The sequence below is a fragment of the Psychrobium sp. nBUS_13 genome, from assembly GCF_051201665.1.
Classification (GTDB): Bacteria; Pseudomonadota; Gammaproteobacteria; order Enterobacterales; family Psychrobiaceae; genus Psychrobium.
The window spans coordinates 548414-571255 of sequence record NZ_CP179210.1 but is presented as its reverse complement, the minus strand read 5'-3'; the positions used below and the strand labels follow the sequence as shown (position 1 = coordinate 571255).

Below are 22842 nucleotides of genomic sequence, written 5' to 3'. Positions count from 1 at the left end.
TTTGCAGGCATACTAGCCCCTCAACTATACTTGAGGTAAATAACAAATTTCAGGAAATTTGATCATGCCAATAAAAGAAGAGTTATCAGTCGGTGAAGTGGCCAAGCGTGCTGGTGTCGCAGTATCAACTATCCATTTTTATGAAGCCAAAGAGCTCATCACATCATTTCGTGATAAAAGTAACCATCGACGTTTTAATCGTGATGTCCTACGTATTATTTCTGTTATTAGAATCGCGCAAAAGTCAGGAATACAACTACAAGAAATTAAAGCAGCATTAGCAACTCTACCCAACAAAAAACGCATTACCGTAAAAGATTGGAATCGTCTATCGAATGAATGGCGCAATCAATTAGAGCAGCGCATTGCTCAATTAACCGACCTTAAAAATAACATCGATACCTGTATCGGTTGTGGCTGTTTATCGATGGAGAGTTGCCGCCTAGTTAACTCAAAAGATTGGCTGGCAGAGAAAGGACCAGGGCCTCACTTTGCACCGGATGATGTCTGACTTCATTTATCTTTACAAGTAATGGTAATGTATTGGCGATCTGAAAAGCCGTTGAATCTGCTTATCGCGCAATCAGTTTTTTCGGTTTGAATTTTTTCAGCAATACCATGCTCTATCTTTTCAATGCTAAAATCATAGCTATCTTGCCATTCAATGGAGTACATGCAGCGAAAACGAGCGCAAGATAAAGAAAGTGCACTTTCAATCCCCAAGTCATTTAGTGCATTTAACACTGTAGATTCGTTTTCAGGACTGCTATCTCCATAATTCTCTGAACCATAGAGATTATCTAATTTGTATTGGAAAGCCAGTTCAGATTTTTCGGTTTGAGTATCGCTAAACCCCATTAAATCGTAGAGTTTAAATAATATCCTGCCATCTTCATCCTCGCCCCAATATTCCACCCAATAGTGAGAGCTAAGATAAGGAAAATTAGCCTTTGTAGCTGCGAGTTTTTCCATAATTTCAAGATAGTGCTCTGTATTGAGCACAGCCGTGCCAATTAGCGTAAATCCATTAACACTCTTGTGCGTATGGGCAACTTGAACACTATGCATTTCATCAATATCTAACGAGCTTTCATTCTGATTGACAACATGTTTAGGTACATCATTTCCAATTTGGGCATTTACTTCAGCAGTCGCCTTAGTGGCAGAGGGTTTCGTGTTAAATTGAGAAGACAGCGCAGATGAATCTTTGTTTTGAGCTAAAAGCACAAAATACGCAACACCAGATCCCAACAATATTGATACTAGTAAAACAATCCTTTTCATTACAGTGACCTATTCAGATAGAAAACCAAAGTATAGTTAATAGATTAAAATGTGACAGCAAATCATCTTTGCCATATTTCGTACATTTCCTCGTCACTGTAATGTTATTTTGATGCCACCTAAGTGTCAAACGCCATTTCTATACTTCTTCGCGTGATGCTTTAAAAATAGGAACACCTATTAAAACTATTATCTGATGTCAGCCTCGGGTGAATAGGCCGATTCATTGGAAAAAATCAAAGAGTCAACTATAGTCATTGACTACGACCAAGTTTGAGCAGTGAAGCGTTCGTAATGAGCTGTAACCTCTTAAGGATTAAATCATGAGTAAACATTATGCGTTGAAATTAGGAGTCTTGTTAGACTCAGACGTTGAAAATAAAGTCAAAAAAATAGCTGATAAGTACTTTAAACTTTCGAATAAAGATATTGTAATAACCAGTGGTACACGTACGACACAAAGCCAAGCTTCTGCAATGTACGGTAAAACTTCGGGCGGTGATAAGCTAACTGTATATAAAGATCAAACATCTGCCAAAGAGATCTTATCTGTATATGAAGCAGGAAAAACTCTAAACAAGAAATTATTTCAGCTATGAAAGATAAGCTTGATGAACAGGTAAAAAATAATAAGTTTATTTCCAAACATTTAAAAAAGGGAGCCGTCGATATTCGAAGTCGAGACATGTCTAAAGAGGACAAGGAAAACTTTAGAAAAGCTGCAAAAGGCATCGCTTTTTCTGTAATCTTAGAATCAGTTCCCCCACACTTTCATGTGCAGTTTAAGAAATAATATGATCAAATTATTTGTTGCTTCTCTATATGTCATAGCGCTACTCGGTTGTTCAAGTCAGCGTTCGACAGCAAATCATGATGCTGATTTTTTTATTTTCGATACAAGTCAATTACATCATGGAAAACTCTCTATACAGTTGCCTTTGAAACGACCAAAAAACTTAGCTATTGAAGCGCCGAATGGTCAATGGTTTGTAGTACAACAAATAGAAGACATAATCTCATTTATGCCTCAAAAAAAATTTATGAGCAGCAAGACCATCAATGTGAAACTCAAAGATATGCAAGGCACTAGATGGAAAAATGGCATTAAAGTTACAGAACATATATTTCAAAATACGGGGTTATACAAATTTTATTTTTCTGACAATTTAGAAACCGAACCTAGTAATACATTCAACTTCAAACATGTTATCTTTTACGAGAAACAGTCGGTAAACAATTTATGAAGTTATTTTATTTAGGAAAACTTACTAACAGTTTTTAGGTGCTAAATGTGCCCCAAGTTCATGTTCACTAGCGCACCTTTATCGATGTTCTCCATGGAAAAGCAGCCGCAGTCGATACTGTTATTTATTTTTAAGATCGATTAATCGTTCAAACAGTTGCTTTAACCAATCACACCATTCATTTAATAGCTAATTCCAATCACAAACCGTTATGCACTTTTGATTCGCTAATGTGACTTGGGAGGTTTTAATTTCTTGCAGCGGTATTCCTTGTAGACATCACTTCAATAAACGCCTTGTTAATACCACTAGTTTCACATAACGCGACTTTATTAAACTCAACTATTGAAATCACTACTAAGTAAGCGTCTAGGCAACGACACCTAGCTATTTAAAATTCCAAGGCATTAGTGATTCAAGAGCATCAGGATTTTCAGCAATCTGCTCTAAACAGTGGGATATATAGTCATGTACGACAAGGCCGTTAGCCTTAGCGGTTTCCACCAAACTATAGAGAATGGCGCTGGCTTTCGCACCTCTTGGGGTATGGGAAAACAACCAAGCCTTGCGTCCAATCACAAACGGTTTTATGGCTCGTTCTGCACGATTGTTATCAATACTTAACTTACCATCATCAAGGTAGCGTTTGAATTTTTCATACTGATTCAGTGCATAGGTAATGGCTTTTGACAGCGGCCTTTGCGGAGACAGTTTTTCTTTGTGCTCTACAAGCCAGTGATAAAACTCTTCGACAATGGGTTTGGCTTGTTGTTGGCGAGCCTTGTATTTTTCATCGTCCTTCATCCCTTTAATCGATTGCTCTATACCATAGAGTTTACCAATGAAGTTAAGCGCTACGTCGGCTTTACCGGTTGTCTTGTTGTTGCCTTTTGCTTCAATGAACTTGCGACGGATATGAGCAAGACAAGCCACTAAAGTGGCGCTGGTTTTTTCATAACCTTTGTAGCCATCAACGTGCATGTAACCTGAGTAATCATCGAGAAAATCAATGGCGCATTGTCCTGCACGACTGTTGTGATAATCAAATAAGACGATGTTTGTCTTACCTTCAGGTTTGTCATCACCGCAACAATATAACCACATATAGCTGGTCGCTTTGTTAGCTTTGATAACCTTGAGCGGTGTTTCATCCGCATGAATCGCAGGTTGTTGGAGTAACTGTATTTTTAGTGTGTCATACAACGGTTCAAGCAGTTCGCTACAACGAACCATCCAACTTGACATGGTTTTACGATTAATCGTTATGCCGATATCGCCAAACCACGTTTCTTGTCGATACAACGGTAAGCCAAACTGATACTTACAGGTAATGATTTGACTGAGTAAACTTGGCGTAGCAATACTTTTAGGGATGGGGGTTGACGGCATAGGCGCTATCTGGATATCGCTTTGTATGCCCTCTTTTTCACACGCTCTGCATGCGTACTTTGGACGAACGGTTTTAATAACCTTGATATGAGCAGGTACAAATTCGAGCGTTTCACTTTCTGCTTCACCCATTTTATGTAACGCACTTTGACAGTGACTACAGACTTTAGCGTCGTCGTGTAAATCAACCACCACCTCTTTGCGAGGTAAGGCCTCGGGTAATGGTGTGCGCTTGGGTTTTGCTTTTTCGGTGTGTGGTTCATCATTGGCGATGAGGAGCGCTTTTTCTGTGTCAGACAGCGTTTCTATGTCATCCAATTGAGCTTCTACTTCGTTAAATACTTCACCAGCCCCTGGCATTTTCTCTGACTTTTTGCCGTATTCTTTGGCAAGTTTGGCGTTATACGCATCAAGTAGTTCTTGATAGAGAGACTTTTGCTGCGCTAACTCTTTATTTTGCTTTTGCACAACGTACTGCAACTCAAGCAGCATGCTCTTGAGTTGTTCTGGGTCGTTGGGCAATGAGTTGACATCAAATTTCATGCCGTCAGTGTAGCAATGTTATAGCGCCATTGTGACTGTTCAGCTCAAATAGAAAATCTGATCGTGTCAACGATCGTTGACTTGTGTATTGCGCTATCCCAGATCGGACTGATAATGTAATTCTTGATGACCAAGGACATCGTAACCAGACAATAGCCAAGTGAGTTGTTGCTCTGTTAACACAACATCCTCGCTATCAAGTTGACTTGGCCATTTGAATTTGTGTTTTTCAAGGCGTTTATACCACAGGGCAAAGCCCGTTTTATCCCAATAGACTAATTTCAATTTATCTTTGGCTTTATTAGAGAATAAGAACAGTGCGCCGGTGTAGGCATCGTATTTAAGCTCTTGCTCTACAATAGCAATAAGGCCATCGATGGACTTTCGAAAATCGATTACATCGCGATACAGATAGACAGCGCTTGGATTAACAAACATCTTCATGATGCAACCCCTTAAGCAGCTGTGCCAAGTACATTGGCGATGTTGATTGTGGTAAGCACACCTTGGCGAGGCCTACAGTAAGAACAATAGGAGCTATCTCTGTATTAATTTTTGACGGTTGAGTGACGCAGGCTTTCACAAAGCTTGATGTTTCCTCAGTTAACTTCTTCTTAGTTGCATAAAAGGCTGTGGTTGAAATGTTATTGTCGTGGCAAAAATCACTAACGCTCAAGCCACTGGATTGGTGCAGATTAATGATGTCTTGCCATTGTTCGAGGCTTCGATGTTTACTCATGTTAATCTCCTTAATAAAATTGGAGATACTCTATTCAAGTTAACATATGAAAGGTATGTGTCTTTGGCGAGACGCTTACACTACTAAGCTATTAATTATTCGATTATTAGTTAATACTTAGCGCCACTGTTTTTAATCAACGGAAAGTTAAATATGTCATCTCAGGGTCAGTTTTCATTATTTTCGCAGCGTCGGTTTCTGCCTTATTTCGTCACCCAAGCATTAGGTGCCTTTAACGACAATCTCTACAAAAATACACTGCTATTGTTTATTGCACTCTTTGCCGTTGACGCTCAACAATCAGGCTTATTAACCAATATCGCTGCCGGATTATTTATTCTTCCGTTTTTCCTATTTTCAGCCATTGGTGGCCAAATTGCCGATAAATATGAAAAGTCCAAATTAATACGCATCATCAAACTTGCCGAAATTGCCATCATGGTCATTGGCGCCTTAGCACTGATGTGGCAGCAAACTAATTTAATGTTAGTAGTCCTGTTTTTAATGGGGACCCAATCCGCTTTCTTTGGTCCCGTTAAGTTTTCATTACTGCCGCAACACCTTGATAAAAGTGAGTTGGTGGGTGGTAATGGGCTGATTGAAATGGGCACATTTTTAGCTATTCTTGGCGGTACTATTTTGGCGGGTGTTTTGTTTGAGTTTGAACAAGCACTCATTATTATCGCCGTTGCTGTTATCGGTTTTGCTTTTATCGGCTACGTCGCAAGTCGTTCAATTCCCAATGCGCCAGCGAATAACCCTGAACTTAAAGTCAATTACAACCCATTTACCAGCATCAAACACACGATTGGCAACATCAAAAAAGAACGCCCACTGTTTTTGTCTATTTTAGCCATTAGCTGGTTTTGGTTTTTAGGCGCTGGTTACCTCACTCAATTTCCTGCTTTTGCTATTAATAACCTCGGTGGAAACACACAATTAGTCACGCTTTTATTAGTGGTGTTTTCTTTTGGTGTTGGTTTAGGTTCTATTTTATGCGAGCGCTTATCTGGCCATACAATCGAGCTTGGAATTATCCCTATCGGTTCTATTGGCATGAGTACCTTTGGCATCGACATATACTTTGCGGCGCAGTCGGTCATGGTCATTGAAAACATGACGGCGATGGAATTTATTAGTCATCCGCAAAACTACCGTTTATTAGCGGATTTATTGCTACTCGCGGTGTTTAGCGGCATCTATGTCGTGCCGCTAAATGCTCTTATTCAAACCCGTGGTGACGACAAATGCCGTGCTCAAATCATTGCTGCAAACAATGTGCTCAATGCATTATTTATGGTGCTAAGTGCCATATTAGCTATCGTTCTTTTATCGGTACTCGAGCTATCTATTGCTCAATACTTTCTTGTGTTAGGTATCGCAAACTTAATTGTCGCAGGCTATATCTACTCACAAGTGACTGAGTTCGTGTTGCGCTTCATCATTTGGATTATTAGTCACACCATGTATCGCGTTAAACATCAGGGCATTAACAACATTCCTGACGAAGGTGCCGCAGTGTTGGTATGTAATCATGTTAGCTTTGTCGATGCACTCTTAATTGCTGGTAGCTCTCGACGTCCTGTGCGTTTTGTCATGGACAAAAGTATTGCTAACATGCCAATCATGAAATACGTCTTTAAGTGGGCTAAAACCATCCCTATTTGTTCGCCTAAACAAGATATTGATACCTACAACAAAGCATTCGAGCAAATCCAACACGAGCTTAATAAAGGTGAACTTGTGTGCATCTTCCCAGAAGGAAAAATAACTAAAGATGGACAGTTAAATGAATTTAAAGGCGGCATCGAGAAAATATTAAAGAACAATCCAGTGCCTGTTGTTCCGATGGCATTAACAGGCTTATGGGGCTCTTTCTTTAGCCACAAAGACGGTCATGCGTTCACCACTAAACCACGTCGCTTTTGGTCTCGTGTTGGCCTTATCGTAAAAGAGCCAATTGCAGCTCAAGATGCTAGTGCGAATACTTTGCAAACCAAAGTACAAAGCATAATTACGACACATAGTTAATTGCGTAGTGAGTGTTAATTGCGTAGTGAGTGTTAATTGTATTTTTAATTAGCACTCACTCAATAAATATGATTTAGTAATCGCTACTCATACTCACCGGATAAAGAAAGATGTGGCGTACAATAAATATAATATCGCTAATAACTTTTGCATTAGTAACAAATGTTGCCTCAGCAAAGACTCAGTCAAAACAACTGCATGAATTAACAATCCACCAAGCAAATAAATTATTAAATAAGGGCGAACTGACTAGTGTCGAACTTGTTAAACATTACCTAAAACAAATAGAAAAGTACGACCAAAACGGCCCTAAAATCAACTCAGTGCCGCAAGTCAATAAACAAGCGTTAACGATTGCAAAACAACTCGACGACGAGCGCCTTAAAGGCAATATTCGAGGCCCATTGCACGGTATTCCCGTTGTACTAAAAGATAATATCGATACCGCTGATGGCATGCCTAATACAGCCGGCTCTATCGCATTAAAAGATAATTTTCCTACTCAAGATGCTCATATTGTTAAAAAACTACGAGATGCCGGCGCTATTATTCTCGGCAAAGCTAACTTAAGTGAATGGGCAAATTTTCGAGGTTTAAAATCATCAAGTGGATGGAGCGGACTATGGGGACAAACTAAAAACCCATACAATACGACTAAGTCTACCTGTGGCTCGAGCGCTGGCTCTGGTGCAGCGGTAAGCAGCAATTTTTCAATGTTAGCCGTTGGTACTGAGACTGATGGTTCAATTGTCTGCCCTTCAGCGTTGACTGGTATAGTGGGAATAAAACCTAGTCTTGGTACCGTTAGTCGCCATGGCATTATTCCTATTGCACACAGCCAAGATACAGCTGGACCTATGGCACGAACCGTAACTGATGCCGTGATTTTACTTAGCGCCTTGCAAAGTTACGACAAGAAAGACCCTGCTCCCGTAACGTATGATGGCGATTTACTCAAACACCTAAAAACAAACGGCTTGAAAGGAAAGAGAATCGGCGTCGTGCGTAATTTAATGGGCTATGACAAAGCATTAGATACTAAATTTGAAGAAAATTTAACGATACTAAAACAGCAAGGAGCAACTATTGTTAACAATGTTACCATTCCAAATTTAAAAAAAGCCGGAGAGCACGAATTCACTATATTATTAACTGAATTTAAAGATGAAATTAATAAGTACTTACTCAATACAAAAACAAACCTTACATTAGAAAAGTTAATAGCCTTCAATAAAAAGCACAAGACCGAAGAAATGCCTCATTTTGGTCAAGAGTTATTTGAGTATGCCCAAGACATGCCGTCAATTACAGATGAAAAGTACCTGACTGCGCTCAGTGAGGCCAAACGAATGATGGGACAAGACGGCATAGACTACGTATTAAATAAACATAATCTGGATGTACTCATTGCACCAACAAATCAGCCTGCTTGGGATATTGATTGGGAGAATGGGGATAATTACGCAGGTTCGGCAAGCAGTCCAGCGGCGATCTCAGGTTATCCACATATTACTGTTCCCATGGGGCAAGTTAACGGCATGCCCGTTGGCATCTCATTCTTTGGTGCGTTTCTATCAGAAGGTACACTAATTGAGTCAGCTTATGCTTTTGAACAAGCGACTAACTATCGCAAGGCACCAATGTTTAAATAACTTCAATAAAAACCGTGTTGTGATGGCATTTACACCACGGTTTAAACATTATTTACTGCTCATAAATAAGCGCAATATCTCATCATGAGTTTTACCTAACCTGAGCTCGGGGTAATGAATATCATACGTAACTTACATTAATACGATGAATATTTGATGAGGCACAATAACGATAGTTTAGTGGTTATCAAGGCATTTTGATGTACCCAATAACGGGTTATTGGTAATAAAAATAACGCAGAGAACGGCTAATACCATTAATTGCATTAAGTAAGTGATCTTGTTGTGCGTAGAGAAAATCAGCTAAAACAAGGCGCTCGATTGACTAATAGCTGGCTATTAGGATTGAGAGCAACGCCATTTTAGTTAATTTTAACAAGTACAAGTGGGCAAATATTTAATGCAATTGGTATAAAATAGCGTTGTTGTGTGATATTGCTTATGCCGAGTTCAGGTTACCTATTGATAGTTTAAACACAACCCATTAAGATCGCCCACCAAAATATAGTGCTGTTTATGTTTTAAACTAAAATAGACACTTGAATTTACCTAATTGATTTTGCAAGTTGACTATTCAGCTTCATAAACCCATAGCTTTATTAAAGCGTTTAATCGAGAACATCATGACTAAACCACAAAAACCTAACAGCACAGCCATGCTAACGCGTGCTCATCAAAATATGCCTATGGGCGTTGCCGACAGCTATCGCTACTGGGGCGAAGACAACACAGTCTTTTTAAGTCGCATGAAAGGCTGCAATATCACAGATTGTGATGAGCAAACATTTACCGATTTTCGTTTAGCTTACGGCCCTATTATCTTGGGTTACCGCGACGAACGTATTGATCGTGAAGTGATTAATGCAATCACTAACGTTGGTACGATTTCTGGTTTCTCAACAGGGTTAGACTCAGATGTTGTTGAATTGATTAAATCTATGTGTCCTAACATTGAAAAAATGCGCTTTGCCAATTCAGGTACAGAAGCAGTTATTGGCGCCGTGCGTACTGCACGTGGTTTTACTCAGCGCAATAAAATTGTTGTTGTTGAAGGTGGGTTCCACGGTTTACATGATGAAGTGATGTGGAAATCAGATGTTGATAACTGGGATACAAAAAACGAGCAAGATCCGACCATTATTCCATTTGGTGCTGGTATTCCTAAAAGCACGAAAGATCACCAAGTTAGCGTTCCATTAAACAACTTCGACGCATTAGATGCTGTTTTCACTGCACATGGCGATGATATTGCAGCCATTCTTATCGAGCCAATCATGGGTAACTGTGGCTCTATCGCATCTACTCAAGAATATATGCAAAAGCTTCGCGATATCTGTGACGCCAACGGCTCGCTGCTTATTCTAGATGAAGTGAAAACAGGATTCCGTGTTGCGAAAGGCGGCGCCCAAGAATTATACGGTATTCACGCCGATTTAACGACTTACGCTAAAGCCATGGGCAATGGTTACCCTGTCGCTGCATTCGGTGGCCGTAGCGATGTTATGGACACGATTTCATTTGCTGCAAATGGTGTTACTCATGGCGGTACTTACACGGCTAACATGGTTGCATTAAGCGCAGCTAAAGCAACATTAACCGTACTAAAAGAAACTGATGCTCTAGCAAATGTTGATAAAGTTGGCGCTGAAATTCAAACGTTACTTTCTCGTGTATTTACCAAACACGGTGTTGAGCACCGCTTTGCTGGTCCTGATTCAATGTTTGGTGTTCATTTTGGTAGCGAAGTACCGCAAAACTACCGTGATTGGAAACAAACTAATAGTGATCTCTACACAGAATTCGCGATGAACTTAATTGATAATGGCGTGATGTTAGAACCTGATTCACGCGAACCTTGGTTCATTTGTGAAGCTCACAAAGACATGGACTTAGCATGGCTTGAGCAAGTAGCTGACAAATCAATGAGCGACGCCATTGCCAATCACAACGCGTAACTCTTCGTTGTTGCACAAAAAAGCTTGGCAACTGCCAAGCTTTTTTCGTTAATGAGAAGAATGAAATTCAAATCCTCGACTAGAGCCAGTTGTTGATATCATTACCAAGTTAATAAACTTTTCATTATGGTTTGCAGTACTAATTTGCATCCCTTTAAAAGGAGAGTCAGCTTTTTCTAGTAAGCCTTTCATTAAGTCTCCTGATATTTGCCAATCATCATTGTCGAATGTTATTTGGCAAATGCTAGTTTTACACGTCACTAAAACATCTGTTACCTTCTCTGTATCTGGGCTTAACTGAACGTAATCTTGAATATATTGTTCACTTTCAGGAGCCCAACCATAATCAATATCTTCATTTAAGTATTGATTTAAATAGCCTACTAGCGCTCCATCCTGTTCTGATTTATTAATTAAATCAACGTAATGTTTTGGAAAAATTGATTTTATTGTTTCATCCGATAATCGAATATTTTCAGCTGATGGAGAACGTTCTTTACTTAATTCTTTAGGGAAATTAGCAATATTTGGGCGCTGATTTAATAAATGCCTTAACCTCGCATTTTCCTCGCTTAACATTCTCAACTTGTCACTATCATCGCTAGAATTTGCAATAAATTCGCTAGTTCCAAATTGTCCTTTCGCTGATATAGGAACCTCAATAGCACCTTTGCTGTGCTCACTGTCTCTCTCTGTAATGAATAGATGGCTCACATAGCCCAAAACAAAGCACAGCAAATAAAGTCCTAACCTTACAACCAATTTCATATTAACTCCTTTTAAAAATTCCATGTTCTATAGAGATAAAATACTACTCTAATTTTTTAAATTAATCATTTATAAGCTTAGCTGCCTCCGATATGAGATCAATGGTAAGATATTTCTAATATCCACGGTCTGTTGCCATAACGAGTTTAATTTGAGAAAAATAAGATGATTTTACCTGTGATTATGGCGGGCGGAAGTGGCTCACGATTATGGCCTTTATCACGCCAGTTGTTTCCGAAACAGTTTTTGAATTTGCATGGTGATAGCACCATGTTACAAAGCACTGTTGCACGATTAGACGGTATAGACCATCAACCACCACTCATAATCTGCAACGAAGAACATCGATTCGTCGTTGCAGAACAACTACGCAGTGCACAACTTAAGCATGGTCAGATCTTACTAGAGCCAGTTGGACGTAACACTGCGCCTGCAATTGCTTTAGCGGCATTTAATGCGATTAATCAAGAGCAAGATCCACTTCTCTTAGTGCTTGCTGCCGATCATGTGATTCAAAATACTCAAGCGTTTATTGATGCAGTGCAACAAGCGCAGCAGCTCGCTTCACACAATAAACTAGTTACCTTTGGCATAAAACCGACAACCCCTGAAACTGGCTATGGTTATATCAAAGCTAGCGAATCTAATACGCTCTTTGCACAAGTAGAGCAATTTGTTGAAAAACCTGATTTGGCAACGGCGCAAGATTATTTGAATCAAGGAAATTATTTTTGGAATAGTGGCATGTTTATGTTTAAGGCAAGTGTATTCTTAAAAGAATTAAAACAGCACCGCCCGGACATTTACAATGCTTGTCAAAGTGCCATGAACAATACCACCAGCGATTTAGATTTTATTAGAATTGATAAAACAGCATTTGAGTTATGTCCAGACGACTCGATTGATTACGCGGTGATGGAAAAAACTTCGCATGCGATGGTTGTCCCTATGGATGCTAGTTGGAGTGATATTGGTAGTTGGTCAGCACTATGGGAAATAGAAGACAAAGACGATAATGGCAATGTCAGCCATGGCGATACCATCAGTGTCGGTACCACCAATAGTTACATCAATGCCCAAGACAAATTAGTGACAACAGTTGGTTTAGACAATGTTGTTATTGTTGAAACTAAAGACGCCATTCTAGTTGCTGACAAATCAGAGGTTCAGCAAGTCAAAGACATCGTTAACGTCCTAAAAACCGAAAAGCGTAGCGAAGTGTCTGAGCATAGGGAAGTCTATCGACCGTGGGGGAAGTATGACTCCCTTGATAATGGTCAACGCTTTAAGGTCAAACGCATCACAGTGAAGCCTGGTGCACGTCTATCGACTCAAATGCATCATCATAGGGCTGAGCATTGGATAGTTGTTGCTGGCACCGCAAAGGTGATTAAAGATAAAGAAGCAGTCTTTTTAACTGAAAATCAATCGACTTATATTCCTGTTGGCAGTGTTCACTCGTTAGAAAATCCCGGCATGGTAGATTTAGAACTGATTGAAGTGCAATCAGGTGGCTATTTAGGTGAAGACGACATAGTGCGTTTCGATGATAAATATGGGCGTGATTAATCATGACTATGGCTTGCTTTAAGACCTACGACATTCGTGGCCGTTTAGGTGATGAAATTAATGATGATATTAATGATGATATTGCGTATCGAATCGGCCGTGCATTTGGTTTGGTTACGGCCGCTAAATCAGTAGTTGTTGGTGGTGACGCTCGTGCAACAAGTCCATCATTGACTGCAGCTCTCGCTAACGGGTTACAAGATAGCGGTGTTAATGTTTTTGATTTAGGACTTGTAGGTACTGAAGAAATTTATTTTGCGACATCTAATCTCAATATGGATGGCGGAATCGTTGTTACTGCCTCTCACAATCCCATTGATTACAACGGCATGAAGTTGGTGGGAAAAAATAGCAAACCAATATCTCGTACTAGTGGCCTTAATGACATTGAAAAGTTAGTAGAAACACAACCTTGGCGATCGGACTCTTTGCCAGTTTCGCGAGGAGAGTATCAACGTCAGTCTAATTTAAATGAGTATATCGCACATTTAATGGGGTATATTACCCTTTCAAATATCAAACCGTTAAAAATAGTTGTTAATGCTGGCAATGGCGCGGCAGGTCATGTCATAGACGCAATAGAAGCATGCTTTAAAGCATCGAATCTTCCTGTAGAATTTATCAAAGTTCATCATCATCCAGATTCAAATTTCCCACATGGCATACCAAATCCATTGCTTATTGAAAACCGAGTGTCAACACGAATTGCGGTGATAAAACATAAGGCTGACTTAGGTATTGCATGGGATGGTGATTTTGATCGCTGTTTTTTATTTGATGAGAACGGCGAATTGATTGAAGGGTATTATATTGTAGGGCTGCTCGCTCAAGCATTTCTTGAAAAAGAAAAAGGCTCAAAAATAATCCATGATCCTCGCTTAACATGGAACACTATTGAGCTCGTTAAAGAATCTGACGGGCAAGCTATTCAATGCCAAACAGGCCACGCCTTCATCAAAGAACGTATGCGACATGAAGACGCCATTTACGGTGGTGAAATGTCTGCTCATCATTATTTTAGAGATTTCTTCTATTGTGACTCAGGCATGATTCCTTGGCTGTTAATCATCGAGTTATTATCAAAACAGCAACGCTCACTGTCACAAGTTGTTGCTGGTCGACAACAACGCTATCCAGTATCTGGCGAAATAAATTTACGAATAGCAAATCCTACGTTAGTGATTAATGCCGTAGAAAAGCACTTTATCGCCACGTCAAAAACTGTGGATTACACCGACGGTTTATCGATGGAATTTGATGAAAAAAATACACGTTGGCGATTCAATTTGCGATGTTCAAACACCGAACCTGTGGTAAGGCTTAACGTTGAAGCTCAAGAAAATAAAGCGCTGATGCATGATAAAACCCAACTAATACTAAGCTTGCTGCGCAGCTCTCCTGAACTATAATAGGAGAAATTAACTAAAAAACACACAATTCAATACTAAAGCATCAAGAAGTAAACCTCGAATTGCTGTATTTTATTGGGAAATAATAATAATTAGTTTAGAGCTAGGATTGCTACCATAACCACTAGCAAGACACGGAAGGTTTAACATGACACCACAATTAGTTCAGAATATTCAACATCGGCGCGAGGTTATGCGTGCGTTGTTATTTATTATCTGCTTAGGTGGTATTAGCTTCTTTACTATCAATGTGTTTCGTGAAGTTTATTTCCTCGCCTTTCTAGAGTTAGCTTATAGTATTTATGCCATTGCGCTGTGGAGGATCATCTCTAAAACAGACAATTTTCAACGCTGGGTTATTGCTTTTCTCATCCCCCTTTATACACTGATTTTGTACGCGCTCTATTTGCCTGAAACCTCAAAATCAATGTTTGTTTGGATCCTTGCCTTCCCTATTGTTTCCTACTTATTGTTAGGTAAAACCGCCGGTTTTTTAGTATCCATTTTGTTCCTTATTACCGCATTAATTATTTACCATGTTAAGTTTTTAACCATTGGTGAATCGGTAAATATAGCCGAGTCACTTAACGTTATTTTTAGCTCTGCATTAATGATTTCTTTTGCGCATGTTTACGAAAAGAATCGTGAAAGTAATGAGGTGAGATTGCTCGAATTAGCAGGTACGGATAGTCTAACTGGCGTGCCAAATCGATTGAAGCTTTACGAAAGTTATCGCCAGTGGCAGAGAAAAAATCAGGACAAGCAAAGCACAATGTCGGTTGCTTTAATCGACCTTGATCATTTTAAAACAATAAACGACCAATACGGCCATAGCGCTGGCGATGAGGCACTAAGACATGTTGCGAGTTTTATTCAAAAGCAAATGCCTCAAGATGCTTTGTTGGCAAGAATAGGCGGTGAGGAATTTACGTTGCAGCTCACTGACACTATCGATCAGAGTTGTGACTTTGTTGATAAATTACGTGGCGAATTAAACAATACACCGCTAGTGCACGAAGGCAAGGTGATCACCATTACTTTCAGTGCCGGAATAGCAACCTATGGTGAAGATGGCACAAGCCTTGATGCTTTACTGGCTTGTGCTGACAAACGTTTATATATCGCTAAACGCCAAGGACGTAATCAAGTTTGCTGTGACCGTAATCACGCTGAAAGTACGTTAAATAAAGAACTTTGTTGAGCGTCCATTGCTTCAACTGGCGTCAGAACTGAGCTGGCGAGTACATGATTACAACCACTTTTACATTGTGCGTTTTGCCCTTTAATATACGCTGCTAATACCGACTTGGCTTTCTCTAAGCTTTTACCATAACGGCTAATGACTTGCTCAACGGTTACATGTTCCGCAGGATCGTCTTGCCAACAATCATAGTCAGTAGCAATACCTATGGTGCAATAACAAATTTGTGCTTCACGGGCTAAAAAGACTTCTGGTACATTAGTCATTCCCACTAAATCAGCCTGAACGGCATTTTTGAGAAATAAACTCTCTGCACGAGTGCCAAGCCTTGGCCCATCAACGCAGGCATAAGTTTTGTTGCGATGAACAGCGATATCAATAGCACTTGCAGCATCACTAATTTTATCGGCTAGTGCACGACAAGTTGGCTCTGCAGTCGATACATGAGCCACTAACCCATGGCCAAAGAATGTTTTTTCACGTGGTGATTTAACAAAATCAAAATATTGATCAGCAATAGCAAGATCACCAGGTTTTACTTCTTGCTGTAAACTACCAACGGCTGACAATCCAATGATCTGACTGACACCTAAGGACTTTAATGCCCAAATATTAGCGCGGTAATTGACTTCTGATGGCAGTAATCCGTGATTATTGCCATGACGTGGTAAAAACAAGATTTCTTTACCTAAATATGCACCGCGTACAATTGCAGCTGACGGGCTTCCAAAAGGCGTTTCGACTACATGTTCTTCAATAACATTGAGTCCTTCGATACTGTAAATGCCGGTGCCGCCAATAACTGCTAACATAAACTTTCCTTATTAATTTGTGCTGGAAGTGACGTGATCCAATGCTTAATTTCATCACGAACATGTCGATAATAGCCTAACGCCTCTTCAGCGGAGTTAGCCTCTTTTGCTAATTTAGGTGGATCATCAAACTGATGCATAATCACACTCGTTTTCGCGGGAAATGTTGGGCAATTACTCGCTGCATGCTCACATACAGCGACCACATAATCAAATTCTTGAGACTCAAATTCATTCAGAGTTTGTGATTGATGATTGCTGATATCAACACCGACTTCTTGCATGACTTGCACCGCCGATGGATTTAAACCGTGGGACTCAATACCTGCTGAGTAACTCGTAAACTCTTCACTGAGCAATGACTCGGCAAAGCCATGAGCCATTTGGCTACGACATGAATTACCTGTACATAAAAATAAAATAGATTTCATTGTTTCCTCACATTTCGCTGCAACTAGCACCCATAGCAAAACAGCTATAGCATCGGTGATGTTTCAAATTGATTGTTTTTTTCATGCTACTAGCCAAATCAGTTGCCAAGAAGTAATCTTCATCATCGTCAACCAAGGTGCAGGCATACACTTGCATTTGATGATCTTTTTTAATGATCATCTTTGAGTTAGCACACATGTAATTTTCACGCTGCTGCTGTGTTTGATATTTAGTCATACAGCCCGTGGTAATATGTGGCACATCAGCAATAGAGCCTGGCGCTAAAAAGTCTGGAAATGCCACCATGTTCATGTCACTCGGTAGCCCATTAAGAGAGAATAAATCACGATACTGTTGTTCAACTTGTTCGCGGTCTTCGCCGTCAGCCATATGACGAGCGAGGGAGATATTAAAGCCATGATTGTGTAGCAATCGCATACCAATAAAGGCTTTAGCAAAGTTACCGCTGCCGCGCCCAACATCATGAGCTTGCTCATCAGGTGAATCGATGCTGACGCGAAAAGCCACAGGATGCTGGTTCTTTGCCTGTAATTCTAATAATGCATCAAGACGCTTTACCAAGGGTTCTGTACCATTAGTTAGTACTAAACAAGGTCTAAACTGCGACGCATAATCTAATATCTTGACGATATCTTTAGCTAAGAAAGGTTCGCCCCCTGTAAATGAAAACTGTTCGACCCCGATGGTCAACGCTTCATCAATAAAGGGCTTAACCTCTTCAAACTTTGGCGTTAACAAGCGCTTATCTGACGGACTAGAGCCTTCTAAGCAAAAGTCACACTCAAGATTACACTTGGTTCCTGTGTGAAACCAAAGCTCTTTAAGTGAGTGAGCCTCAATATAGCCACGAGGGTCACCTAAGGGTGTAAAGTCCCAATTATGTTGACGTTCATCGGCTTTGGAGATCGCAGTGGTCATTAGCAGCAGCTCGATTTAGCCGTTGGCGCTGGCGCACAGCAACCACTTGATTGTTCAGCCTTCGTTATCTCAAAGTCAAACTCATGTTGTTTAACATCAAATAACCCTTGATGCTTGTCAAAATTACCTGAGAACTCAAAATGCTTAGCAAAACGTGATTGCTTTAATGTGCGCCACGTATTGCCACTCACTGACACAGTCTGTCCTTTCGAAAAGGCGGTGTTTTCATCAAAGTGCCATTTGCATTCGTGCTCTTCAATAGTGCCAAGGTAGGTAACCTGTTGACCATAATCTTGGGCGCTTGTTTCTAGTTCTTGCGCCTTAAATAGACGGTAAGTTGCCGATGTAAAACGGATATCACCAAGTTTTTGAGCCAACTCATCGTTGTCGACAGTAATAACACGGCTGCTCACTAAGCGTGGCTCAATAAATCCAACTGCTTTAGCAAGGTTTTCAAAGTCATTCCAATACAAGGCACCACTTAAGCATTCACCATAAAGTAGAGGGTCATCTTTCAAATGAGCGGGTACTCGCTTATCGGCATAAACGTCTGAGAAATAGATTTCGCCGCCTGCTTTTAGAATACGAAAAACTTCTTTTAATACCGCATGCTTGTCTGGGCTAAGGTTGATAACACAGTTTGATATCACCACATCCATGCTGTTGTCGCTAATATTTAGCTCATCAAGCTTCTCAATATAGCCTTTTAAAAAGCGAGTATTAGGTTGTTGATAGCCAAACTTTTCGCGATGGAATTCTACGTGTTTATCAGCAACGGCCAATTGCTCGTCGGTCATATCAACGCCAGTAACGCTGCCTTGTTCGCCAACCATTTGGGCAATGGCGTAACAATCACGACCAGCGCCACAACCTAAATCTAGTACATTACAACCGGTTAATAGCTCAGGTGTCACTAAACCACAGCCGTAATAACGAGCCATCACTTCATCGTGAATATTAGATAAAATGCTTTTTACACGTGGCGATAAATCATCGTCGGTGCAACACGCGTTAGTTTGCAAATCTTCTGATCCTGTAAGTACATTACCGTAATAGTCTTTCACTACGTTATGCATGGTTGATAACTCCTGAAGAAATAAATAATTGATTAAGGGTTGTTAGTAATTTTTTTCGTGCTGGTCGCTGATCATTTTTTAAATAATTGAGCAGTTTTTTAATATCTGCGACATAATCTATATCATAGCCAGGTATCATATAATGCACGTTTAGCTCACTGCGCTCACAGGCTTGAGCTAATGCCTGAGATAAGTTTTCCGTACTCCAAGGTAAATCGATAATATTAGGCCAAGGAGATTTATTGGCCATAATGACAACGCCGCCATCATCCGCGTGACTCAAGACAATATCGTATTTATTAAGAGCGCGTGCTGCTTCAGAAAAATGCAAAGGCGTTAACATTGGAGCATCAGTACCTATGGTAATAATCTTTTCGTGACCAAACACTCGCAACACATGATCTACGTAGTTAAGCCGTTGACCTAAATTTCCTGACATACCAGAGGGAAGCTGCGTCATAACTTGCGCACTTTCATTCAGTGATTGTGCCCATTCGACGTCACTTTCATCACTACAAGCAATAACGACTGGCCCACGCCACGCATGACTGTCTTCAATCGCACAGTCTAGCAATGCTTGAGCTACGATTAGTGTCTTTTCAGCCGAAATAGCTTCTGCAATGCGTTGCTTGCCTTGATGTAATTTAGGTCGTTTACAAAACAGCACTAATGTTGGCCACTGGTAAGGATCAACGATGTCATTAGCAGATGTTTGTAATTGATAAGGCATTAGCACTCTCGAATAGATAACAATTAAGTAAAACGCTGGCCATGTAATGATGACCAAAACAGCTTGGATATATAGACCCTAGTTCGGCTGATTTAATTTCCAGCTATAATCAAAATCTATATCACCATTGAAATTGCGCAGTTTTTCTTGTCTTTTCGGTGTCGCGTATTGACTCAAGTGACGTAATAATTCCAATTCATTTTCACCAAAATCTACTGAAAACCAACTGTAGATATTCGATAAGGTCAGCTTGTTATCATTGAAACGCATGCCTTTATCTTGATTAATAAAGCGAAAGGCTCCTGACTCCAGTTGTTGCTCAATATTGTTACCTGTTAATGGAATAGCCGGTAAATCTGGACAACCAATACTGGCACAATTAATGACATAGTGAATGCGCTTATCCTTGAAAATACCTCGCAAAATTCCATGTTCAATTTGATTCAAAGTAAGCGGTGTGTTCGCAACGTTTATTAACGTCATATTCCACGGCCCGGTAATACCATCACCAATTTCTTTAATGGAATCTAACGGGTAATGTTTTAAAATCAAATCAATAGTAAGGGCGTTATATAAATTGCCCCAATAAGCTATTTGCTCTAGTTTGTTATAGTCTCGAGGATCTATTGTTTGAAGATACGCTAAATAATTTTCAAGCTTGGTTCTATCAGTGGCAGAAACAGCAGCATAATCAAACTCCCGCACACCACTGCTTTGGTTTTCACTGAGATAATCACCGAGGATCTCTCCCCATAATCGATGGTCAATTACACGCTCATTACTCTCATTACTGACTTGCCAAGATACAATGGGGTTAGGGCTAATAGCCTGATAAAGAGAAAAGACTTTCGCAGCTAGCACAGCAATAACCAAAGCCGCGACAAAAATAACTATCTTTAGCTTACTCATTACTTATCCCGTAGCTTAAGTAATGTTTCACAATCCGGCGTTTTCGTAAATAAAGCTTACCAATCATCGACAAAATACCAATGCCTGCTTTAACAGAGCCAGATAAGGTACCACTGATTTTTGATTCACCGATCCGCACTTTGGAATCGACGCTATATTCGTTAACCTGCATGCCACAAATGATGGCTTTCACTTGCATTTCTACTGTCCAGCCGAACGTTTTATCATTCATTTCAATCGCCATAAGAGACTGACGACGCATGGCTCTAAAGGGCCCTAAATCAGTAATTTCTTGGCCCCAAAACAAGGTAATTAGATAACTAGACAACCAATTTCCAAATAGCTGTGGTCCTGTCAACGCACCTTTTTCAATATGCCCTAACGTCCGTGAACCAATCGCCAAGTCAACGCCATTAACAACACCGTCTAGCATTGGCAATGCTTGCTCAATAAAACATGAATCATCACCATCAACAAACAACACAATATCGCAATTGGGTAAACGCTCCATCGCTGTTAAACAGGCAATACCATAACCAGGAATATCTTGACGAACAACAACCGCCCCTTCTTCAGCAGCAACCTGTGCTGTGCTATCCGTCGAGCCGTTATCGCAAACAATAACTTCATCAACAACTTGTTTGTCATCAAACGATAATGCCACCAACTGACTCACTACTTTCTTAATAGCAAGCTCTTCATTAAGTGCTGGAATTATCGCGACAACAGACTGACCTTTATACATTTTCTACCTCAATAATTTCGACATATTAAGCTTTTACATCACTAATAATGAGTGATTTATGTTGCTTATGTCGATAAACATAATGAACGAGTGCAATCGCCGCTAATACTTGAACAATACCCACTAACCAAACAGGCCAATCCGCTGGCTGCCACAACCGTTCGCTTAAAAAGCCGTTAAGTACTTCGTAAGTCAATGGCATCAATAACGTCCAAGCCACTAAATATCTATTTGGTGCTAACGCGAGTAAGGGAATGAGCGGCATTAGGTACCAAGGAAATATCACCGGGCTAATCAGCAGTGGAATCGCCAATGCTAATTGAGCACAACTAAATACCAACGTTTGCTTGGTAAGTATTTCGCCGCGCTGTAGCCATAACCAACCAGCAATTGCTAAAGAGACAACGCTAGCGAAACAGAGCATCACAATGAATATTTGATAACCTGAAAAAACTTGATCCAAAGCGACAAATAATGGCGCAGCAAATCGCCATTTTTCAAAAAATACACCAATGCTACCAACAGGGTGCAGGCCAAAACTTAAAGTTACCCCGTAAACGGTAACCACACTAATTAGCACACCAACCACTAATTTAATTGCCAGCTTTATATTAGGCATCGTAAATAACAACGGTAACACCAACATAATAGGCACAACTTTAATCACGGCACCTAAACCAATAACAATTCCCGTTAAAAACACCTGCTGTCGCTGCCATAAATAAATGGCCGAGACCACTGCCAAGCAAGAAATGGCGTCAATATGCAAACCAATATTTGCTTCAAGAATGAGTAGTGGTGAAAAAGCTATTAGTGATAAATGTTGCAGCTTTCCAGCATGGGCTAATACTCTAGCGCCTATAAACAACGTACCTAAACTGGCGGATAGAATGATTAGCTTCCATACTAATAATGCATGTTCATGACCAAAAGACGCCGCGGCAGAAAACAGCGCAAGCGCTAATGGCGGATACAAGGTTACATATTTCGCATGCTCGCTTGGTGGTTGCCACTGTTCTCGTAAACTTTGTAATTGCGGCGCATCATGACTCACTCGATAGGGGTCAAGCCCTTCAACGGCGATCCGCCCATCAAACAAATAGCGATCGACATCATTTGACGCGTAAGATCCAGCATCAATTAGCAATACTCTTGCTAATACGGCTACTAACAACAGCCATTTAATATCTTTGAAACCTATCGCTTCTGGAGCACTTTTCCATGCAAGCAACATTGCAATGCCCATCAATGAGTATTGCGCCATCGTGTAATAGCCAATATAGAATGCTGGTTTTACTTGTGTAACAGCAGCTAAATAGTAACTGGCCAAGGCTAATAGCAAGACGCTAACGGCACTGCTATAAAACAATGCGCTGTTAGGCGTGCGCGTAAAAAGCCAAGACCAAGAAATCATC

At 40.2% G+C, this 22842-nt stretch carries 23 protein-coding genes; 10 read left to right on the top strand and 13 right to left on the bottom strand.

What is annotated here, in order from left to right; translation table 11 throughout:
• The first annotated feature begins 64 nt into the window (after positions 1-64).
• Positions 65-511 carry a redox-sensitive transcriptional activator SoxR gene (soxR, locus tag ACMAZF_RS02615; protein WP_435275941.1) on the top strand — a complete coding sequence of 149 codons (447 nt, stop codon included), beginning with the start codon at positions 65-67 and terminating at the stop codon, positions 509-511.
• Positions 512-513: 2 nt separating this feature from the next.
• On the opposite strand, the gene ACMAZF_RS02610 is transcribed toward soxR, so the two are convergent.
• Entirely contained in the window at positions 514-1284 is a 771-nt protein-coding gene (locus ACMAZF_RS02610; RefSeq protein ID WP_435275940.1) for a hypothetical protein, read from the bottom strand.
• Positions 1285-1607: 323 nt separating this feature from the next.
• Here ACMAZF_RS02610 and ACMAZF_RS02605 point away from each other — a divergent pair, with 323 nt between their 5' ends.
• Genes ACMAZF_RS02605 through ACMAZF_RS02595 form a run of 3 tightly spaced genes read left to right on the top strand, consistent with a single transcriptional unit; the run spans position 1608 to position 2528 of the window.
• Positions 1608-1883, top strand: a complete 276-nt coding sequence (locus ACMAZF_RS02605; protein WP_435275939.1) for a hypothetical protein — start codon at positions 1608-1610, stop codon at positions 1881-1883.
• The gene (locus tag ACMAZF_RS02600) at positions 1880-2077 is read left to right on the top strand and encodes a hypothetical protein (RefSeq protein WP_435275938.1); all 198 of its coding nucleotides are present in this window, start codon (positions 1880-1882) and stop codon (positions 2075-2077) included. The genes ACMAZF_RS02605 and ACMAZF_RS02600 overlap by 4 nt, the downstream gene beginning before the upstream one ends.
• Before the next feature lies 1 nt (position 2078).
• Positions 2079-2528, top strand: a complete 450-nt coding sequence (locus tag ACMAZF_RS02595) for a hypothetical protein (RefSeq protein WP_435275937.1) — start codon at positions 2079-2081, stop codon at positions 2526-2528.
• Between the two features lie 387 nt (positions 2529-2915).
• Here the strand turns inward: ACMAZF_RS02595 and tnpC are convergent, their stop codons facing one another.
• The 3 genes from tnpC to tnpA form a co-directional block, all read right to left on the bottom strand.
• Complete coding sequence (gene tnpC / locus ACMAZF_RS02590) at positions 2916-4460, bottom strand: IS66 family transposase (protein WP_435275936.1); 1545 nt, start codon at positions 4458-4460, stop codon at positions 2916-2918.
• A 93-nt stretch (positions 4461-4553) separates the two neighbouring features.
• The gene (tnpB, locus tag ACMAZF_RS02585; protein ID WP_435275935.1) at positions 4554-4904 is read right to left on the bottom strand and encodes an IS66 family insertion sequence element accessory protein TnpB; all 351 of its coding nucleotides are present in this window, start codon (positions 4902-4904) and stop codon (positions 4554-4556) included.
• Positions 4888-5199 carry an IS66 family insertion sequence element accessory protein TnpA gene (gene tnpA, locus ACMAZF_RS02580; protein ID WP_435275934.1) on the bottom strand — a complete coding sequence of 104 codons (312 nt, stop codon included), beginning with the start codon at positions 5197-5199 and terminating at the stop codon, positions 4888-4890. The genes tnpB and tnpA overlap by 17 nt, the downstream gene beginning before the upstream one ends.
• Before the next feature lie 153 nt (positions 5200-5352).
• On the opposite strand from tnpA, the gene ACMAZF_RS02575 reads away from it, so the two are divergent.
• The 3 genes from ACMAZF_RS02575 (at position 5353) to ACMAZF_RS02565 (ending at position 10837) form a co-directional block, all read left to right on the top strand.
• Entirely contained in the window at positions 5353-7230 is a 1878-nt protein-coding gene (locus ACMAZF_RS02575) for an MFS transporter (protein WP_435275933.1), read from the top strand.
• A gap of 110 nt (positions 7231-7340) precedes the next feature.
• Positions 7341-8882 carry an amidase gene (locus tag ACMAZF_RS02570; RefSeq protein ID WP_435275932.1) on the top strand — a complete coding sequence of 514 codons (1542 nt, stop codon included), beginning with the start codon at positions 7341-7343 and terminating at the stop codon, positions 8880-8882.
• Between the two features lie 623 nt (positions 8883-9505).
• A complete protein-coding gene (locus tag ACMAZF_RS02565; protein ID WP_435275931.1) occupies positions 9506-10837 on the top strand; it encodes an aspartate aminotransferase family protein in 1332 nt (443 codons plus the stop codon).
• A 48-nt stretch (positions 10838-10885) separates the two neighbouring features.
• Here ACMAZF_RS02565 and ACMAZF_RS02560 read toward each other — a convergent pair whose 3' ends face one another.
• The gene (locus ACMAZF_RS02560; protein ID WP_435275930.1) at positions 10886-11605 is read right to left on the bottom strand and encodes a hypothetical protein; all 720 of its coding nucleotides are present in this window, start codon (positions 11603-11605) and stop codon (positions 10886-10888) included.
• Positions 11606-11770: 165 nt separating this feature from the next.
• Between ACMAZF_RS02560 and ACMAZF_RS02555 the strand changes: the two genes are divergently transcribed.
• The 3 genes from ACMAZF_RS02555 to ACMAZF_RS02545 all read left to right on the top strand — a co-directional run bounded on the left by ACMAZF_RS02555 (position 11771) and on the right by ACMAZF_RS02545 (position 15784).
• Positions 11771-13174, top strand: coding sequence for a mannose-1-phosphate guanylyltransferase/mannose-6-phosphate isomerase (locus ACMAZF_RS02555; RefSeq protein WP_435275929.1), 1404 nt, complete (start codon positions 11771-11773; stop codon positions 13172-13174).
• Between the two features lie 2 nt (positions 13175-13176).
• The gene (locus ACMAZF_RS02550; RefSeq protein WP_435275928.1) at positions 13177-14583 is read left to right on the top strand and encodes a phosphomannomutase CpsG; all 1407 of its coding nucleotides are present in this window, start codon (positions 13177-13179) and stop codon (positions 14581-14583) included.
• 148 nt (positions 14584-14731) lie between these two features.
• A complete protein-coding gene (locus tag ACMAZF_RS02545; protein ID WP_435275927.1) occupies positions 14732-15784 on the top strand; it encodes a GGDEF domain-containing protein in 1053 nt (350 codons plus the stop codon).
• Here the strand turns inward: ACMAZF_RS02545 and mtnP are convergent.
• From mtnP to ACMAZF_RS02505, 8 genes are all read right to left on the bottom strand, one after another.
• Entirely contained in the window at positions 15748-16596 is an 849-nt protein-coding gene (mtnP, locus tag ACMAZF_RS02540) for an S-methyl-5'-thioadenosine phosphorylase (RefSeq protein WP_435275926.1), read from the bottom strand. The genes ACMAZF_RS02545 and mtnP overlap by 37 nt on opposite strands.
• A complete protein-coding gene (locus ACMAZF_RS02535; protein ID WP_435275925.1) occupies positions 16590-17027 on the bottom strand; it encodes an arsenate reductase ArsC in 438 nt (145 codons plus the stop codon). Before ACMAZF_RS02535 ends, mtnP begins: the two co-directional genes overlap by 7 nt.
• A gap of 7 nt (positions 17028-17034) precedes the next feature.
• A complete protein-coding gene (locus ACMAZF_RS02530) occupies positions 17035-17967 on the bottom strand; it encodes a radical SAM protein (protein ID WP_435275924.1) in 933 nt (310 codons plus the stop codon).
• Positions 17967-19043, bottom strand: a complete 1077-nt coding sequence (locus ACMAZF_RS02525) for a methyltransferase domain-containing protein (protein ID WP_435275923.1) — start codon at positions 19041-19043, stop codon at positions 17967-17969. The genes ACMAZF_RS02530 and ACMAZF_RS02525 overlap by 1 nt, the downstream gene beginning before the upstream one ends.
• Positions 19036-19773 carry a TIGR04282 family arsenosugar biosynthesis glycosyltransferase gene (locus tag ACMAZF_RS02520; RefSeq protein ID WP_435275922.1) on the bottom strand — a complete coding sequence of 246 codons (738 nt, stop codon included), beginning with the start codon at positions 19771-19773 and terminating at the stop codon, positions 19036-19038. Before ACMAZF_RS02520 ends, ACMAZF_RS02525 begins: the two co-directional genes overlap by 8 nt.
• 78 nt (positions 19774-19851) lie before the next feature.
• A complete protein-coding gene (locus tag ACMAZF_RS02515; protein ID WP_435275921.1) occupies positions 19852-20682 on the bottom strand; it encodes a DUF547 domain-containing protein in 831 nt (276 codons plus the stop codon).
• The gene (locus ACMAZF_RS02510) at positions 20675-21427 is read right to left on the bottom strand and encodes a glycosyltransferase family 2 protein (RefSeq protein WP_435275920.1); all 753 of its coding nucleotides are present in this window, start codon (positions 21425-21427) and stop codon (positions 20675-20677) included. The genes ACMAZF_RS02515 and ACMAZF_RS02510 overlap by 8 nt, the downstream gene beginning before the upstream one ends.
• 25 nt (positions 21428-21452) lie before the next feature.
• Positions 21453-22841 (bottom strand): hypothetical protein, encoded by a 1389-nt coding sequence (locus ACMAZF_RS02505; protein WP_435275919.1) that lies wholly within the window; start codon positions 22839-22841, stop codon positions 21453-21455.
• Position 22842: the final 1 nt, after the last annotated feature.

What these genes read in the sequence shown, in the direction of transcription:
- ACMAZF_RS02520 (WP_435275922.1), bottom strand. Translation starts at nt 19,773, where the DNA reads ATGCCTTATCAATTACAAACATCTGCTAATGACATCGTTGATCCTTAC.
- tnpC (WP_435275936.1), bottom strand. Translation starts at nt 4,460, where the DNA reads ATGAAATTTGATGTCAACTCATTGCCCAACGACCCAGAACAACTCAAG.
- ACMAZF_RS02555 (WP_435275929.1), top strand. Translation starts at nt 11,771, where the DNA reads ATGATTTTACCTGTGATTATGGCGGGCGGAAGTGGCTCACGATTATGG.
- ACMAZF_RS02550 (WP_435275928.1), top strand. Translation starts at nt 13,177, where the DNA reads ATGACTATGGCTTGCTTTAAGACCTACGACATTCGTGGCCGTTTAGGT.
- ACMAZF_RS02610 (WP_435275940.1), bottom strand. Translation starts at nt 1,284, where the DNA reads ATGAAAAGGATTGTTTTACTAGTATCAATATTGTTGGGATCTGGTGTT.
- ACMAZF_RS02560 (WP_435275930.1), bottom strand. Translation starts at nt 11,605, where the DNA reads ATGAAATTGGTTGTAAGGTTAGGACTTTATTTGCTGTGCTTTGTTTTG.
- ACMAZF_RS02530 (WP_435275924.1), bottom strand. Translation starts at nt 17,967, where the DNA reads ATGACCACTGCGATCTCCAAAGCCGATGAACGTCAACATAATTGGGAC.
- tnpB (WP_435275935.1), bottom strand. Translation starts at nt 4,904, where the DNA reads ATGAAGATGTTTGTTAATCCAAGCGCTGTCTATCTGTATCGCGATGTA.
- tnpA (WP_435275934.1), bottom strand. Translation starts at nt 5,199, where the DNA reads ATGAGTAAACATCGAAGCCTCGAACAATGGCAAGACATCATTAATCTG.
- ACMAZF_RS02605 (WP_435275939.1), top strand. Translation starts at nt 1,608, where the DNA reads ATGAGTAAACATTATGCGTTGAAATTAGGAGTCTTGTTAGACTCAGAC.
- soxR (WP_435275941.1), top strand. Translation starts at nt 65, where the DNA reads ATGCCAATAAAAGAAGAGTTATCAGTCGGTGAAGTGGCCAAGCGTGCT.
- ACMAZF_RS02570 (WP_435275932.1), top strand. Translation starts at nt 7,341, where the DNA reads ATGTGGCGTACAATAAATATAATATCGCTAATAACTTTTGCATTAGTA.
- ACMAZF_RS02575 (WP_435275933.1), top strand. Translation starts at nt 5,353, where the DNA reads ATGTCATCTCAGGGTCAGTTTTCATTATTTTCGCAGCGTCGGTTTCTG.
- mtnP (WP_435275926.1), bottom strand. Translation starts at nt 16,596, where the DNA reads ATGTTAGCAGTTATTGGCGGCACCGGCATTTACAGTATCGAAGGACTC.
- ACMAZF_RS02565 (WP_435275931.1), top strand. Translation starts at nt 9,506, where the DNA reads ATGACTAAACCACAAAAACCTAACAGCACAGCCATGCTAACGCGTGCT.
- ACMAZF_RS02600 (WP_435275938.1), top strand. Translation starts at nt 1,880, where the DNA reads ATGAAAGATAAGCTTGATGAACAGGTAAAAAATAATAAGTTTATTTCC.
- ACMAZF_RS02505 (WP_435275919.1), bottom strand. Translation starts at nt 22,841, where the DNA reads ATGATTTCTTGGTCTTGGCTTTTTACGCGCACGCCTAACAGCGCATTG.
- ACMAZF_RS02545 (WP_435275927.1), top strand. Translation starts at nt 14,732, where the DNA reads ATGACACCACAATTAGTTCAGAATATTCAACATCGGCGCGAGGTTATG.
- ACMAZF_RS02595 (WP_435275937.1), top strand. Translation starts at nt 2,079, where the DNA reads ATGATCAAATTATTTGTTGCTTCTCTATATGTCATAGCGCTACTCGGT.
- ACMAZF_RS02515 (WP_435275921.1), bottom strand. Translation starts at nt 20,682, where the DNA reads ATGAGTAAGCTAAAGATAGTTATTTTTGTCGCGGCTTTGGTTATTGCT.
- ACMAZF_RS02525 (WP_435275923.1), bottom strand. Translation starts at nt 19,043, where the DNA reads ATGCATAACGTAGTGAAAGACTATTACGGTAATGTACTTACAGGATCA.
- ACMAZF_RS02510 (WP_435275920.1), bottom strand. Translation starts at nt 21,427, where the DNA reads ATGTATAAAGGTCAGTCTGTTGTCGCGATAATTCCAGCACTTAATGAA.
- ACMAZF_RS02535 (WP_435275925.1), bottom strand. Translation starts at nt 17,027, where the DNA reads ATGAAATCTATTTTATTTTTATGTACAGGTAATTCATGTCGTAGCCAA.